At 58.4% G+C, this 12,965-nt stretch carries 14 protein-coding genes and 2 pseudogenes; 5 read left to right on the forward strand and 11 right to left on the reverse strand.

Annotation, left to right across the window (positions count from 1 at the left end):
• Window positions 1-508: 508 nt before the first annotated feature.
• The 3 genes from ABLE85_RS23190 to ABLE85_RS23200 all read right to left on the reverse strand — a co-directional run bounded on the left by ABLE85_RS23190 (window position 509) and on the right by ABLE85_RS23200 (window position 2,393).
• Entirely contained in the window at window positions 509-964 is a 456-nt protein-coding gene (locus ABLE85_RS23190) for a hypothetical protein (RefSeq protein ID WP_348795069.1), read from the reverse strand.
• An 18-nt stretch (window positions 965-982) separates the two neighbouring features.
• Window positions 983-1,234, reverse strand: a complete 252-nt coding sequence (locus ABLE85_RS23195) for a S24 family peptidase (RefSeq protein WP_348795070.1) — start codon at window positions 1,232-1,234, stop codon at window positions 983-985.
• A gap of 430 nt (window positions 1,235-1,664) precedes the next feature.
• The gene (locus ABLE85_RS23200) at window positions 1,665-2,393 is read right to left on the reverse strand and encodes a CYTH domain-containing protein (protein WP_348795071.1); all 729 of its coding nucleotides are present in this window, start codon (window positions 2,391-2,393) and stop codon (window positions 1,665-1,667) included.
• Window positions 2,394-2,521: 128 nt separating this feature from the next.
• Here ABLE85_RS23200 and ABLE85_RS23205 point away from each other — a divergent pair, with 128 nt between their 5' ends.
• Window positions 2,522-2,671: a hypothetical protein gene (locus tag ABLE85_RS23205; protein WP_348795072.1), complete on the forward strand. Its 150-nt coding sequence runs from the start codon at window positions 2,522-2,524 to the stop codon at window positions 2,669-2,671.
• Window positions 2,672-2,797: 126 nt separating this feature from the next.
• Here the strand turns inward: ABLE85_RS23205 and ABLE85_RS23210 are convergent, their stop codons facing one another.
• From ABLE85_RS23210 to ABLE85_RS23240, 7 genes and pseudogenes are all read right to left on the reverse strand, one after another.
• Window positions 2,798-3,346: a hypothetical protein gene (locus ABLE85_RS23210; RefSeq protein ID WP_348795073.1), complete on the reverse strand. Its 549-nt coding sequence runs from the start codon at window positions 3,344-3,346 to the stop codon at window positions 2,798-2,800.
• 1,193 nt (window positions 3,347-4,539) lie between these two features.
• A complete protein-coding gene (locus tag ABLE85_RS23215) occupies window positions 4,540-4,806 on the reverse strand; it encodes a hypothetical protein (protein WP_348795074.1) in 267 nt (88 codons plus the stop codon).
• 166 nt (window positions 4,807-4,972) lie between these two features.
• Window positions 4,973-5,659: an ATP-dependent Zn protease gene (locus ABLE85_RS23220; protein WP_348795075.1), complete on the reverse strand. Its 687-nt coding sequence runs from the start codon at window positions 5,657-5,659 to the stop codon at window positions 4,973-4,975.
• 455 nt (window positions 5,660-6,114) lie between these two features.
• Window positions 6,115-6,450: pseudogene (locus ABLE85_RS23225) on the reverse strand (SRPBCC domain-containing protein); the annotation flags it as partial.
• Between the two features lie 315 nt (window positions 6,451-6,765).
• Window positions 6,766-7,218: pseudogene (locus ABLE85_RS23230) on the reverse strand (3'-5' exonuclease); the annotation flags it as partial.
• A gap of 44 nt (window positions 7,219-7,262) precedes the next feature.
• Window positions 7,263-7,430, reverse strand: a complete 168-nt coding sequence (locus ABLE85_RS23235) for a Thivi_2564 family membrane protein (RefSeq protein ID WP_348795076.1) — start codon at window positions 7,428-7,430, stop codon at window positions 7,263-7,265.
• A gap of 64 nt (window positions 7,431-7,494) precedes the next feature.
• The gene (locus ABLE85_RS23240; protein WP_348795077.1) at window positions 7,495-7,836 is read right to left on the reverse strand and encodes a hypothetical protein; all 342 of its coding nucleotides are present in this window, start codon (window positions 7,834-7,836) and stop codon (window positions 7,495-7,497) included.
• Window positions 7,837-8,091: 255 nt separating this feature from the next.
• Here ABLE85_RS23240 and ABLE85_RS23245 point away from each other — a divergent pair, with 255 nt between their 5' ends.
• Window positions 8,092-8,715, forward strand: coding sequence for a DUF1236 domain-containing protein (locus ABLE85_RS23245; RefSeq protein WP_348795078.1), 624 nt, complete (start codon window positions 8,092-8,094; stop codon window positions 8,713-8,715).
• Between the two features lie 765 nt (window positions 8,716-9,480).
• Window positions 9,481-9,744 (forward strand): hypothetical protein, encoded by a 264-nt coding sequence (locus ABLE85_RS23250; protein ID WP_348795079.1) that lies wholly within the window; start codon window positions 9,481-9,483, stop codon window positions 9,742-9,744.
• A gap of 589 nt (window positions 9,745-10,333) precedes the next feature.
• Here the strand turns inward: ABLE85_RS23250 and ABLE85_RS23255 are convergent.
• Window positions 10,334-10,828, reverse strand: a complete 495-nt coding sequence (locus ABLE85_RS23255) for a ferritin-like domain-containing protein (protein WP_348795080.1) — start codon at window positions 10,826-10,828, stop codon at window positions 10,334-10,336.
• Window positions 10,829-11,153: 325 nt separating this feature from the next.
• Here ABLE85_RS23255 and ABLE85_RS23260 point away from each other — a divergent pair, with 325 nt between their 5' ends.
• Together ABLE85_RS23260 and ABLE85_RS23265 are read left to right on the forward strand one after the other, a co-directional pair.
• On the forward strand, window positions 11,154-12,086 hold the full coding sequence (locus tag ABLE85_RS23260; protein WP_348795081.1) for a hypothetical protein: 933 nt from the start codon (window positions 11,154-11,156) through the stop codon (window positions 12,084-12,086).
• A gap of 545 nt (window positions 12,087-12,631) precedes the next feature.
• Window positions 12,632-12,841, forward strand: coding sequence for a hypothetical protein (locus tag ABLE85_RS23265; protein ID WP_348795082.1), 210 nt, complete (start codon window positions 12,632-12,634; stop codon window positions 12,839-12,841).
• Window positions 12,842-12,965: the final 124 nt, after the last annotated feature.

Below are 12,965 nucleotides of genomic sequence, written 5' to 3' on the forward strand. Positions count from 1 at the left end.
TAACGCCATGTCGATCACTCCATAGCCCCCGCTGAAAACACGCGGGGCAAGGTTCAAACATGGGTCACTTCTCGATGGAAATATTCGCTAATCCCGGGTCAGTTCCTGGCGGAAATCAACAGTCATAGCCCCAAACCCACTCTACCTTCTACTTCGCAGACATCCTCCACGAGATCGCTGAAATGAAGGCGAATAAGGTTTGTGCATCTGGTCTGCCCCCTGAAAAGTGGTCCTCCCTGAAGTAGGCTAATCAAGTCCAAGTGAGTTAACTCGATGCCGACAGTTTGACTGCGGGAAACTTCCGCACATAATTTCCGCTCCCGGTAGATAGAAAGGCCACTTTTTGGGGCCTTCCCGCATGCGTCCTGACGTAACTTGCGATGGTAAGACGGGACCGCGAGCTATCTGTCAGCAAATTTTTAACTCTGGACAGCTGATCTTTCGGCATCAACTCGAGCGGATCGACCGACCTTGTTTGCCCTTTGGCAATCCACCCGCCAACAAGTTCTCAACAGAGACCATTACCGATGCGTGTCTTGCTCGGAATGCCAACGCAGGTTGGGATGCCTGTCAGCTCACGGACGGTAGACCGCATCTCTGAAGCCTGCTTTAGATAGCGATCTCCAAATCCACCGAGGTCCACGAACGTCTCATCGATCGAATAGACCTCATATACTGGCGAAAACTGTCCAATCGCGTCGACGACCCTACGACTCATATCGCCGTACAGCGTGTAGTTCGACGACAGCAGTCGAATCCCGTGGTCTCGTGCTTTGTCGCGGAATTGGAACAATGGCTGAGCCATCTTGATGCCAAGGACTTTGGCTTCTTCAGAGCGAGCGACCGCGCAGCCGTCATTGTTGGACAGCACGACGACGGGTATGCCGACGAGCTTTTGATCGAACACCCGTTCGCAGCTGACGTAGAAGTTGTTGCAGTCGATGAGAGCGATCGGATCGGGCATCGATATTTCGCCTTTGCGTCAATCGACAGGGTATCGGCGAACGACACCAGCAACGACGCCCCAAATTTCAGTGTTCTCCGTTACCAGGATTGGCGTGAATTCCCTCCCCCGTGATTTTGGATCCAGCCAATAGCGGCCTTCTCGTTTTGCCAGCTTCTTGACCGTCACTGCGCCGTCGACAACAGCCAGGACAATGCGGCCGACATGTTTCTTGCCTGCACGATCGACTGCGATCAGGTCGCCGTCGTGAATGCCTTCATCGACTTCCAACCGCCGGCGCCCTTATAGATGGCCGGCGACCCCGCGACCCTACGCCCATCCTGCCCGCTGGCAATGCCATCTCGGCCGGTTTCAGCAGAACGCAAGATAGTTGCGCGAGAACCCGAGCCTGAAACGCAAAGTGCCGCCGCGCTGGAGGAGACGGACGCTGTTCCTGGCGGCCTCGCGCCTGATATGGAATGGGGGCAGGCCACAATCGCTAACTAGCGACCGCGGGAGGACGCTCGATGACAAGCTCAGCGCTGCACCGATTGAAGGGCACCGGATACTTTATTTCGACAGTGAGCGTGCTTCTGCTTGCGGTCGTGAGTTGGCAGCACGCTAAGGAAAGCATCGCTCTTACGGCATGCCTGGTTGGAGGAACTGTCGCCTCCATCATCGGCATGTTCTGCCGGTGGCTAACCTACGAGATCGAGAAGCGTCAGACAAAGCCGGAGGTTTCGCTGCCTGACATCGCCGGGCCTGACCAGCCGGCACAAATACCGGACATGGAGTGAGCAAGCGCAAAAGCCATTGCCGCATTCAGGTCGAGCACAAGCGGGATGGTGCTTGCCTTGATAGCGCCGGGCGCGGCTCCCAGCAGGCGATAGCCCCGCTCCGCCTTGCTCAGCACTCCGAGACGGGCAGGCGTGATCCGGTCGACTCTGCGGGCGAGCTCGAACAGCGCGCCTGACGGGCCCGCCTTGCTTTCGAACTCAATCTCACACAATGGCGCGTCACGGTCGGCTGCGACCACTCTCCCAAGATCCAGGGCGACCTCGACTATGGCATCGCCTTCCGTCACATTCCAACGATGTCGCTTGATATGAACCTCGAACAGTAGATCTAGGTCCTGGCCGTAGCTCGCCAACAGGCTACGGACTTGCGGATTGTCAAGAACCGGCGCATCGCCAGCGACCGATTGCTCCCATTCCCCGCGCGCAAACAAACCCGCTGCACTGCCATTGCCGGCTTTGACGGATTGTATCCTCTCGTTTCCCGACTGCCGGATGCGAAAGGATACGCCGCGCTTGAAGAGGTCCCATGCGGGGGTGTCAAAATAGATCGACTTCTGCTGAAGGATCGTCGGCGAGGAACCGAACGGAATTTTCTCCAGGAGCGACGCCGCACCCGCTCGTGACACTTCGAGCTTCAGTTCCTTTTCCTGCATGGTGTCCTGGCCTTACCGCAAACGTGGGCTCGTCACCAAACCACCAGACTAGGAACGAAAAATGTCCGCCCCGGAGAACCGAGGCGGCCTGTCTGCTATTTGCTAGACTGTTTGTGGGCTTCATTCGTATGGCGGTGAGCCTGCTCGCTATGCTCGTGTGCTGCCTGGGAGTGTTGGCGCGCTTCCTCGTGTCGGCCCTGTTCGTGTTCATGCGCGGCGCTGTGATGATGATGAGCCGCTGCCGCGTGATGTGCCGCAGCATTGTGATGGTGCTCTGACGAAGGATGATGTGGCATGGCGCATCCCTTTCCGAAAAGCGGGTAGAGTACAACCCGTCGCTTCAATGAGCGACGGGCCGACTCGTTCCTGAGTGCGATGGCTTAGGCATTATCGCGGATCATGCCTTACCAAGTTGATTTGTGGGATTTGTGGTGATGATGGCCGCCGCCAGTCACCGGGATCTTATTCCCGTTGCCATTGTTGTTGCCATTGTTCGAGCCGGAGTTGTGGTTGCCGTTGTTGTTCCCGTTGCCGGAGCCGGAGTTGTTGTTTCCGTTACCTACCCCGTTGTTATTGCCGCTATTGAAATTCCCATTCCCGTTTCCGTTATTTGAGCCCGAATTATGGGTTCCGTTGTTGTTTCCGTTACCAGATCCGGAATTATTGTTTCCGTTATTGTCCCCATTGTTGTTGCCGCTGTTGTTGTTTCCGTTGCCGTTTCCGTTATTTGATCCGGTATTGTTGTTTCCGTTGTTGTTGCCGTTTCCAGAGCCGGTATTGTTGTTTCCGTTGTTATTGCCGTTGTTGTTTCCAGCGTTGCCGTTTCCGTTTCCGTTGCCGTTGTTCGATCCGGCACTCTGGCCACCGCCATCATGTTTACCGGCATATGCGCCTTCGACGCCCCAAGCGGCCATGGCAAGAACAGCAATCGAGGTGAGGAGGAGATTTTTCATGACTGTTCCCTTTCTTTGGTGAATAGACCTAAAATTTTGACTCCCCCCCCAGAAACGAGAATTACTCTCGCGGCATGCAAGAGTTCATTATTGAACTGCGCAGATCAATTCAGGAGTTCCACCATGCTTCTCTCGGGTGAAGCCCGATTTGAGGAGGGCAGTTCAAGGGAGAAGCCTGACGGCGCACATTCGACTTAGCCAAGCGCCATTTGAACAGCGTAGGCGCCGGAGACGGCGAAGGGCGGTAAATTAGGAAAAGCGCGAGCCGAGTGCACCAGTGAGAAAAAAGGCCCGCCCCACTGTCTGGGGCAGGCCTTCACCGACATGAAGAAAACTCACTCACAGGACCAGTTTAACCCTGGCAGAATCGGTGGTCACGTCGGGAGAATCAGAGCTGAAGCAAGGAAATATTCCTGCCCAGAAGCCGAAGCAGCCAATCCCATGGAGGGCGGCCTCACGACGACGTCCAGTCAAACCACCGGCCGCGGCTGGCTTTCAATCCTCCCGAACCTATTTTTCCGAGGCAACAGGTACGTGTCCGTGGGCGTTTCTGTGGAATTGAGGCCCCGTCACCCAGAAGAGGCAAGCCATGAATGCGAAGCAAATGGCAATCCTGTCTGTTCTTGCAGCAGCAACGATAGTCGTGCCAGAGCTGCCCGCCGAGGCGGCCCGAGCCGTCGTCACCGGCAATGTCGATGTCCGCTCAGGCCCCGGTCCCCAGCACCGCGTGGTAGGCCGCCTGCTTGGGGAGGGCTTTCCGTTACTTCGAGGACGGGGAGGATAAGCATGTGGATCGCACAGGTCGCAGCCGCGGAGATCGACGAGGGTTGATGATAGCTTCCGATTTGGGGTCAGGCCCGCAAGGACGCCGACAGCCAAAAGCCCCCCTCATACCTTTCCGCGCTCATCAGCGCAGGGGTGGCTCGCGCTCTCCATCCGATTGGCCAACCATCGCGCGCCTTCTATAGCCATTAAACCAAAGGGACCAGCTCTCTCGAGCGGTCCCTTGGCAACCTCGACACTCTCTTCGGCTACGCCTTATCCACCATCCCGGTTGGACTGTTTTCACAGCGGAAGGAGCCTTTCAGTCAATCTGGCATCCTTGGCTATTTGATAGGCGATAGGGAGCTAAAGAGCAATGCGAGTTCGCTTGGCCAGGGGCCCCATCGACAACGGTCTCAGCTGGAGGCTGGCTATATAGCACGATCGTAATATTCAGCCCGTCGATTGCAGTCCGCCTCCTCGAATAGAGCAGCCTCGCTGTCCTCCATCGTGTGGATCAACCTTGTTGCAAAGGCAGGATCGCTATAAAGCGCGGCCCTTATTTGCTCAAGCCAAGTGCGCGCCGCCAGCTCCTCAATCTCTGTTCCATCTATGGCATCCTGTGCCTCATAAATAAGATCCAAGATCTGAAGGCGAATTTCCTGCAATTTATTTGCCTTCTTATAAAATTTATTCACAACGTTAATCCTTACAATATATTTTTTATGAAAGTAACACCTCTAAAAGAGTTGATGAAGCACCTAAAATTGTCAAGCTATTTTGAAGGTCATTTTTTTACAAGGCGCAGCGAGACGACGATTACATGCACCGGCAGTTTCGACAGCTCTGTTGTTGAGATGCGACTTAACTGCCGCTAGACATGCATTGCCTCACCTTATCGACAACCGATTGCAATGAGGGCCCTTCCAAGGTCTCCTCCACCAACAGGCAGGCAGCCAGATATTTGATGGCATTTTGATTGTGTAAAACGATCTTGCGTGCGCTCCCATACGCGGTCTCAAGACGCCCGTGGACCCTATCTGCGACTTTCGGATTCAGCGCGATCAGTGAGAACGGATCGTCGACGTTTCGAAATAAAAGTGGCTGATCGCTGCCAAAGCCGAGTGTCATCTCCATGTTGAAAGCCAACCTGGTGGCGGTCGCAAGATCGCTACGTTCGCTCCCTCCCGACCCCCCTGACGCACTACCGCAGAACTCTTGTTCGGCCGCGCGGCCTACGAGAGTGACAATGAGCAAATCTGTCAGATTCTCTTCCGAGATGACTTCAGAGCTATCGATGAACCCAGCGACATGGGCAGATCCCTCAACACCATTGATGATGATCTGCGAGATTGAACCCAGTCCAAGGTATATCTGGACGATCGCATGCCCTGCCTCGTGAGTTGCCAGACGAACCTGCAACTCAGTCGACCTGGCAGGCCCGCGGTCTGCCAGGGCACCCTCGATGTCGGCATAGGTAATGCTGCGCCCTTCACGCCGTGCCTTCTGGCGCACCTCTCGAACCAAGAACTCTACTTCAGCGCCGCTCATGCCCGTCGCTTTGAGCGCGAGGCCGCGAAGCACTCGGGGCATGCCCAACGGGGAAAGCTTAGCGCCTCCCCCGCCAGTAGAATTTGCTGTAGCTAAGTTGCACGTTCAGCTTTCGTTAGCTTGGCACCCGAAAGCGGTTGCAACCTGGCTAACGGTGGCTTCCGAGATTCCGGCATCACGCAATGAACGACCAGAATGGGGCGCGAAGCTGACTGGCAGGTTGGGGGCCGAAAGCGGTCGGTCCGGTTCCAGCGAAAAGCGTTAAATAGCTGTCGTTCCGTAACCGCCCTCAATTCAGCTATTCCGAGCTGGCCGCGCCAACCCATAAGCGGTCATTAACAGATTAAGGTGATAGCAGCTACGCCTCTTGGCCTCCGATCCTCCGGAGCGCGTCGCCTCCCCAGGCCCTCCCATTTCGACGAGCCTAATTCGAGCCGAAGGGAAGTCGCAGCATTTCAACGGGATGTGACGAAGCGTTCCAGTTTGCCCAGAGTTTGCAGTCCCAGTTCCACGGCACCGAAGCCCTTCGCCACCAGGAACTCGGCAGCCGTGCATAACACCATGCTCAGCGTCACCTTCGTTGCTCCGTACTGCTCCTCGAACGAGGTCCAGGCGTCGGCATGTTTCGGCCCGTTCTCGCCCCACAACAGCGTATGGCCGAGCTTCTCCTCGGATCGGACATTGACATTAGAGAGGTGGCTGGGGAAGACCGTGCCATCAGGCGCGATCATGTCGAATACCCATTCACCGCCGTTCCGCAGGTCAATCCTTTGCGTGCGACAGGAGAAGCCTCCCGAATCCGGGAGAGGCTGTCAGACGGTCCTTGGTGGGTTCGACTCCCACTCTCTTCCGCCACTGCCCCACCGCCTCCAGAATGGTGCACGCAGTTGGCAGAATTGGACCGTCTCCGAAGCGGACAGAGCCTGGAAGGTAAGGGGTTTCCTTAGTGCTTACGACGCGTCGGCAACGTCTTCTGTCCCCGCATCTCCGCTGCAGACCGTCTGACCAACGTCGTGCAGGATGGAGGGCTTGGGTACGGCATGAAATCGGTCAAGTCCGGGTGAACGCGCCTGGCGCAGACATACGATAGCGCTCGCCCACCGTCCTTAACGCCACATGCCGCGCACCTTGGCCTTGAGATCGACCCGAATGTTGGGCTGCGGCGCGTGACCGCTTCTGGCCTTGGAAGGTGGCGGCCACGACGTTCGGGTGAAACGGTCGAGGATACCGTCAGGGATGAAGCGCGTACGCGAGGCGTAGACATGCCTGTCGCCGCGTGACGCCTGGCCGTGGACGAAGAAGCGCTGCGGCGTGATCAGGTGCAGGCTGTCCTTCGCACGCGTCATCGCGGCGTAAAGCAGCCGTCGTTCTTCCTCCAGGTCGTCGCGCTCGCCAACGGCAAGATCGCTCGGAATGCAGCCGTCGACGCCGTTGAGCACGAAAACTTTGGTCCATTCCTGCCCCTTGGCGGAGTGGATGGTCGAAAGGATCAGGTAGTCCTAGTCGAGATGCAGCGGCCCAGCTTCGTCGCTCGTTGCGTCCGGCGGGTCGAGTGTGAGGGCCGCCGGCTACCCTTCGCGCGAACGCTTCCTCACCGAATTGTTCAAAAAACCGCCAGGTATTTGAGCAGTGCCACGATACCGATGATGATGACGATGATTTGAATAATCTGTCGCAGCCCGGCATCGATCGGCAGACGCTGAACAAGGTACAGCACGAGAACCACGACAAGAAAAGTGATCAGTATTCCAATGATCGCTGATGAGGCCACGGCGACTCTCCTTGAAAAATAGAAGGCATGGTCGTCCCTCGAGCACGACCTCAGGGCAGCGTGCTCAGCCCCAATAGGTGCCGCGGCCCGGACTATTGGCAGTCATGCCTATGGCGACACCGATCGCGAAACCGAGCAATGCCGCCGTTCCAAACACTAAGGTAACCGCGCCTGGACTCTCGCGCGCGATTTCAGACACGGATTGAGTCTGCGTGCCAAGCCGCTTTGCGGCACGCGAAGCTCGAGCTGATGCAGTTTCGATCGCTTCGCGGGCCAGCCTAGCCCCCCTTTCCTCAATGGAATTGTTGATCTTGCCTATCTCGCCGCGCAGCTCTGCAATCTGCTTCTCGAACGCCTTTTGGACGCTGTCGATATTCAACCCCACTGACTTGGGAGCGTTAGCCATCGCCTTGTCCTTCGTACATATCCGTCAAAACGATGCTGAAGGCTAAACGTTCCGCGTTCCAACGGGAACGTCAGGCGCGCCCATGAAGTTTGCGGACGTCAGGTCCAAAGGCGTATCGTGACGGGCGTGCATCCCAGGAGCGGTCGTAGGAGCCAAACCGCTCTCTTTGCCCAATGCTGCACGCAATGCGCCACTCTGTGATGGAACACTGACACCTACCCGGCGTTGCCCCCCGATCAGCTAGGGAGACTGACCATGAGACAGATCCTCATCAAAGGTATCCTTGCGGTAACGCTGGGTACCGCTCCAAGCCTTGGCTTTGCGCAAGGTGAAATCCTCAAGAAGAAGCCCACTGAGCAGTCCCAGGGACAGCGTGGCGGGCAGAATGGAAACGAAAAGGGTCAAGGTTACGAAGGCGGCCGACCCATGGAAGAAAACGGCGGGGCGAGGCAGCCCGTGGAGCACGAAGGCCAGCAAGGGCGGCCAAATCCGCAATCCGAGGAGAACAGGAACGAACAGGGCGGCGAGCAGAAACAGCCAGGCACGGGCGGAGAGAACAAGCAGCCAAGCGAAAGCAAGGGCGAAGAGCACGGGGGTGGAACCAGCGAACGTCATGCCGAGAGAGGGCATGTGAGCGAGGAGCAACGCTCCGAACTCAAGCGTGCGTTCCGTGAACACCATGTCGAACCTGCCCACGGCCTCAATTTTTCAGTTGATATCGGCGCTCGCGTGCCGCGAGAAGTCCACCTCTATCGCCTTCCCCCGCGGATCGTAGAGATCGTCCCATCCTATGAGGGCTATATGTATTTCGAGCTAGTGGATGGGCGGATCGCGATCGTCGACCCCGGGACGCTGGAGATCGTACTGATCCTTGCGTGAGCGTATGGTCGGACCGGGCTATTTGGATTGGCGCGCGTGACCAACAGTTGTTCGCGTCTTCATCGAAGGAGAATAGTCTCCACTCGGGTCGACTGTCATCTCCCCATGGGGCCTGGCTAGACGAACGAAAAATGCTGACGCAGGATTCGACGTGCAGGAACCATGAGCGGCGAAGTGTTAGATATGGCGTGAGGCCGGAAATGAAAAAAGCGGGCCGTGATGCCCGCTTCCCTTCAATCCTGAGACATGTGCGCCGCCGGTACATTCGTGGTCGGCACACCATCAATCAGGGCAAATACAGCTGCATATGGGGGAACCCAACCTCGCATCTCGAAGAGCGTTCCCGGCCGATCAGCAGCCGATGGGCCTGATATGGAGGTGCGGGGACCATAAAGCAAGCGAATTCGGCCTTACCGCAAAAAGAGCCCGCCGCCTCGGGTGAGACGCCGGGCTGATAACCGGTGATAGGTGGTGCCGTACGGAACCCTGGCTGGAGTGCCCCGTTCTTTCGCCTCTCGTTCACTGGGGCAATGCGTCATGGCCAGCCAAAACAGAGTTTTCGTCCCCGAACATCGGGCCATCATCCGGCGCGCTTGTGAGCGCGTCCGATGTCGAAAAGCCCACTAGGGGCGGCAAGCTGGCACCGTGCCGTATATGGAGTGATGCTCTGGACCCCGCCCGTCTCCGGGTGCATGCTGGCTTTGTCGGCAGATGTGATGGCAATGCCGACCTCGGGGGATCAGGTGTGACCCGACGGAGGAGCCCATGCCTACCGGTCATCAATACCTTACTTCGGACGATCTCGCGATGATCCAGCGCGTTCTGGCTAAGGCTGGCTTTTGCACGTCAAAGACCGCGCCTGGAATCGACCGTGAAGCCGCTCGCTACCTCATGCGCCAGTTTCAAGACGGACTGACCGACGAGGCCGAATTGACGAGAGCACTGGATCATCACCTTGCGGAACGCCAAAAATGGCAGTCGACGCGGAACGGCCCCGTGCCGCTACGAAGCGCGCACCGGTCCTCATGAAAGAACCGCCCCGGCGAACCGGAGCGGCTTTTTCTGGAAACCGCTACTTGCTGGATTGTGTGTGGGCCTCCGTCGTGTGGCGGTGAGCCTGTTCGCTGTGCTCGTGCGCGGCCGTCGAGTGCTCTCGTGCTTCCTCATGACGGCCCCGATTGTGCTCGTGCGCTGCTTCGTGATGATGATGAGCTGCCGCTGCATGATGCTTGGCGGCATTCAGATGGTGCTCGGATGAAGGATGCGTTGCCATCACAAGTTCCTTTCTGATCTGACAATCCGGGCCAGGCAACCGCTCGGGCGGGCGTGGCTTGGACGTGGAGCCGAAGGGAGGCTCGGCGGCATCTGACAGAGGGCAGCCCGGGCCTTCATCTGTCCAGGCGGACAGGGCGCGGAGTGTGACAGGTCGGCATGGCGCACCTCAAGTCAGGGAAAGCCCGCCGCCTCGGAAAGACGACGGGCCTTGGGGGGACCATACGCTCGTACGCCTCTTGCGACATCACGCTTAAGAGACGCGGAGAGCGGGATTCAGTTCGCAATAGGACGCCGACCAGGGCATCGGGCTACATCGGAGTCAGCAAAGCCGCTTCGACATGCGTCAGGCCGCTTTGGCCCTTTGGTTGAGGCCGCCCTCGGCCAGACGCGTCAGTGCTTCATCGGTCTTGGCCTCTTCCGTCAATGTTTGGTCCAAGAGATTGGCTGCGTCCTTTAGCCCGAGATCCTTGGCCCACTGCTTTAACGTGCCGTAGCGAGCAATCTCGTAATGCTCCACAGCCTGGGCAGCGGAAACAAGGCCAGCATCCAGGGCCGGGGTGCCTTTGAACTCCTCGAGTATTTCCTCGCCTTCGGCAATAATTCCTTCGATCGCCTCACAGGTCTTGCCCTGGGGGCGCTTGCCGATGATCTCGAAGACCTGCTGAAGGCGCTCAACATGGCCTTCAGTCTCATCACGGTGCTTTTCGAATGCAGCCTTGAGATCGGGTGACTGCGCACCTTTTGCCATCTTCGGAAGCGCCCTGAGAATCTTGCGCTCGGCGAAATAGATGTCCTTCAGCGTTTCAAGGAACAGATCGTCGAGTTTCTCGTGTGCCATTTCACTTCTCCTGCAGCTTTGGCTGGAGACGGACAACGTCGCGATCCGACCGTGGTTCCTGCGCAGGGGATATTTGCAGGCGGCACGGCAGCGACCTTCACCGAGCCATATTTTGTTTCGGCAGAGCCGTCTTAGGCTCGCAGATCTAACGACGGAACGCCATTCGCAGGAACGTTTGACGCTTTTTGAAGTTATCTCTGCCGGGCCGCTTGGTTCTCGTCATATGGAGGAGTTCATCATGGGTCGCGGCATTCTTCTTTGGCTTCTCGGCATTCCGATTCCGATCATCATCCTCATCCTGTTGTTCGTACGATAGGAGGCGGGGATGTCGCCCAGTATTTCCTCCGGTGAGGTCATCGCGCCGGTCTCGGGCGCAAGCGAATCCTCGGCGTCGGCTGTCGCATGGGGTCCGATCATTGCGGGCGCACTCACAGCCGGCGCTACCACGCTGATCCTGATGTTGCTTGGATCGGGACTGGGGCTCAGCGTCGTGTCGCCATGGTCGTCGCAAGGCGTGTCGGCCACCACTTTCGCCGTATCGGCAGCGGTTTGGCTGATCGTCGTACAATGGCTGTCGGCCGCTCTCGGTGGTTACCTGACCGGCCGGCTGCGTACCAAATGGGTCAATGTCCACGACGACGAGGTCTATTTCCGGGACACCGCGCACGGTTTCCTCGCCTGGGCGCTCGCCACGCTGTTGCTGGTGGCCCTTCTCGGTTCGGTAGTGTCGTCGACCGTGAGCGGCAGCGTCAAGGCAGCCTCTACCGTCGCCTCAGGTGCTGCGATGGGGGGTGTTGCCAGCGGCGGCGGCCAAGGCCAGGCCGGCAGCCAAGGCAATGAGGTCACCGGCTATTTCGTCGACGCGCTGTTCCGGCCTGCGAACCCCGCAGCCGCAAGCGCGCAGGGGCCGGAAGGAGCGGCAGTCGCCACAGGCGAGGCGACGCGCATACTTCTGTCGAGCGCCGCGTCTGGCGGCGTGTCCGCGGACGATCGCACCTATCTCGCTCAGCTTGTCAGCGCCCGCGCCAGCCTGTCGCAGGCCGATGCCGAGGCGCGAGTGAACGCGGTACTGCAGCGGATCGACGATGCAAAGGCCAAAGCCAAGGAAGCTGCTGACACCGCCCGCAAGGCCGGGCTGACAACGGCGTTGATCGGGGCGCTGTCGCTGTTCATCGGTGCTTTCATCGCCGCGGTGGCTGCGGTGATTGGCGGGCGCGAGCGCGACGAGAAAGAGGCGCTTCTCGTTGTCAGCCGCTAACAAAAGGGTGCCTTGCGAAACGACCGTGCGATGCCATGGCCTGCAGAAGAAAGTCCGCCGCCTCGGCTGAGACGCCGGGCCTTTGTGGATCGGAAGGGGCGTTGCGGTGATTCCCGCCGCTGGACGATATAGGTTCGGGCATTGATGTCGTCAGGCGTCCTGCCTGAGGGCTCGACACAGGCGGGCCTCCCAAATGTAACCGCTGCTGAAAAGGTCGAGCGCCTTCAGGGCAAGACGTTTCGCCTCAGCCCCATGCGGAGGGAACTTTCGTTGACATCTGACGCGCTCGCAAGCGCGCCGAACTATGGCCAAATGTTCGGGGGTGAAAACTCTATTTTGGCTGGCCAAGACGCATTGTCCTAGTGAACATGAGGCGAGAAAACGGGGCGCTTCAGCCAAGGTTCCATTCGGCATGAAAGCCCAGCACGGGCGGCAGGCCGACGCAGGCTCTGGACCCCGCTCGTCTCCAGGTGCATTCTGGCTTTGTCGGCAACTGACGGCAATACCGAACTCGGGGGGGTAGGTGTGACCCGACGGAGGAGCCCATGCCCACCAGTCATCAATACCTTACTTCGCACGATCTCGCGGTGATCCAGCGCGTGCTTGCTAAAGCTGGCTTCGGCTCGTCAAAGACCGCGCCTGGCATCGACCGCGAGGCTGCTCGCTACGTGATGCGCCAGTTTCAAACCGGATTGACCGGCGAAGCGGAATTGACGAGAGCACTGGATCATCACCTCGGGGACCGCCAGAAATAGCAGCCGACGCGGACTGGCCCCGTACCGATACGAAGGGAACATCAGCCCTAGTGAAAAGAAGCCCGCCCTGGCGAACCGGAGCGGGCTTGAGCCGTGTGCTACTTGCTAGACTGCTTGTGGGCTT

Origin of the sequence: Mesorhizobium sp. KR1-2, assembly GCF_040045035.1 — a bacterium.
Classification (GTDB): Bacteria; Pseudomonadota; Alphaproteobacteria; order Rhizobiales; family Rhizobiaceae; genus Pseudaminobacter.

Excerpts from the sequence above, each read along its gene's own strand:
- ABLE85_RS23190 (WP_348795069.1), bottom strand. The coding sequence starts at position 964 with ATGCCCGATCCGATCGCTCTCATCGACTGCAACAACTTCTACGTCAGC.
- ABLE85_RS23200 (WP_348795071.1), bottom strand. The coding sequence starts at position 2,393 with ATGCAGGAAAAGGAACTGAAGCTCGAAGTGTCACGAGCGGGTGCGGCG.
- ABLE85_RS23205 (WP_348795072.1), top strand. The coding sequence starts at position 2,522 with ATGGCGGTGAGCCTGCTCGCTATGCTCGTGTGCTGCCTGGGAGTGTTG.
- ABLE85_RS23210 (WP_348795073.1), bottom strand. The coding sequence starts at position 3,346 with ATGAAAAATCTCCTCCTCACCTCGATTGCTGTTCTTGCCATGGCCGCT.
- ABLE85_RS23220 (WP_348795075.1), bottom strand. The coding sequence starts at position 5,659 with ATGAGCGGCGCTGAAGTAGAGTTCTTGGTTCGAGAGGTGCGCCAGAAG.
- ABLE85_RS23240 (WP_348795077.1), bottom strand. The coding sequence starts at position 7,836 with ATGGCTAACGCTCCCAAGTCAGTGGGGTTGAATATCGACAGCGTCCAA.
- ABLE85_RS23245 (WP_348795078.1), top strand. The coding sequence starts at position 8,092 with ATGAGACAGATCCTCATCAAAGGTATCCTTGCGGTAACGCTGGGTACC.
- ABLE85_RS23250 (WP_348795079.1), top strand. The coding sequence starts at position 9,481 with ATGCCTACCGGTCATCAATACCTTACTTCGGACGATCTCGCGATGATC.
- ABLE85_RS23255 (WP_348795080.1), bottom strand. The coding sequence starts at position 10,828 with ATGGCACACGAGAAACTCGACGATCTGTTCCTTGAAACGCTGAAGGAC.
- ABLE85_RS23260 (WP_348795081.1), top strand. The coding sequence starts at position 11,154 with ATGTCGCCCAGTATTTCCTCCGGTGAGGTCATCGCGCCGGTCTCGGGC.
- ABLE85_RS23265 (WP_348795082.1), top strand. The coding sequence starts at position 12,632 with ATGCCCACCAGTCATCAATACCTTACTTCGCACGATCTCGCGGTGATC.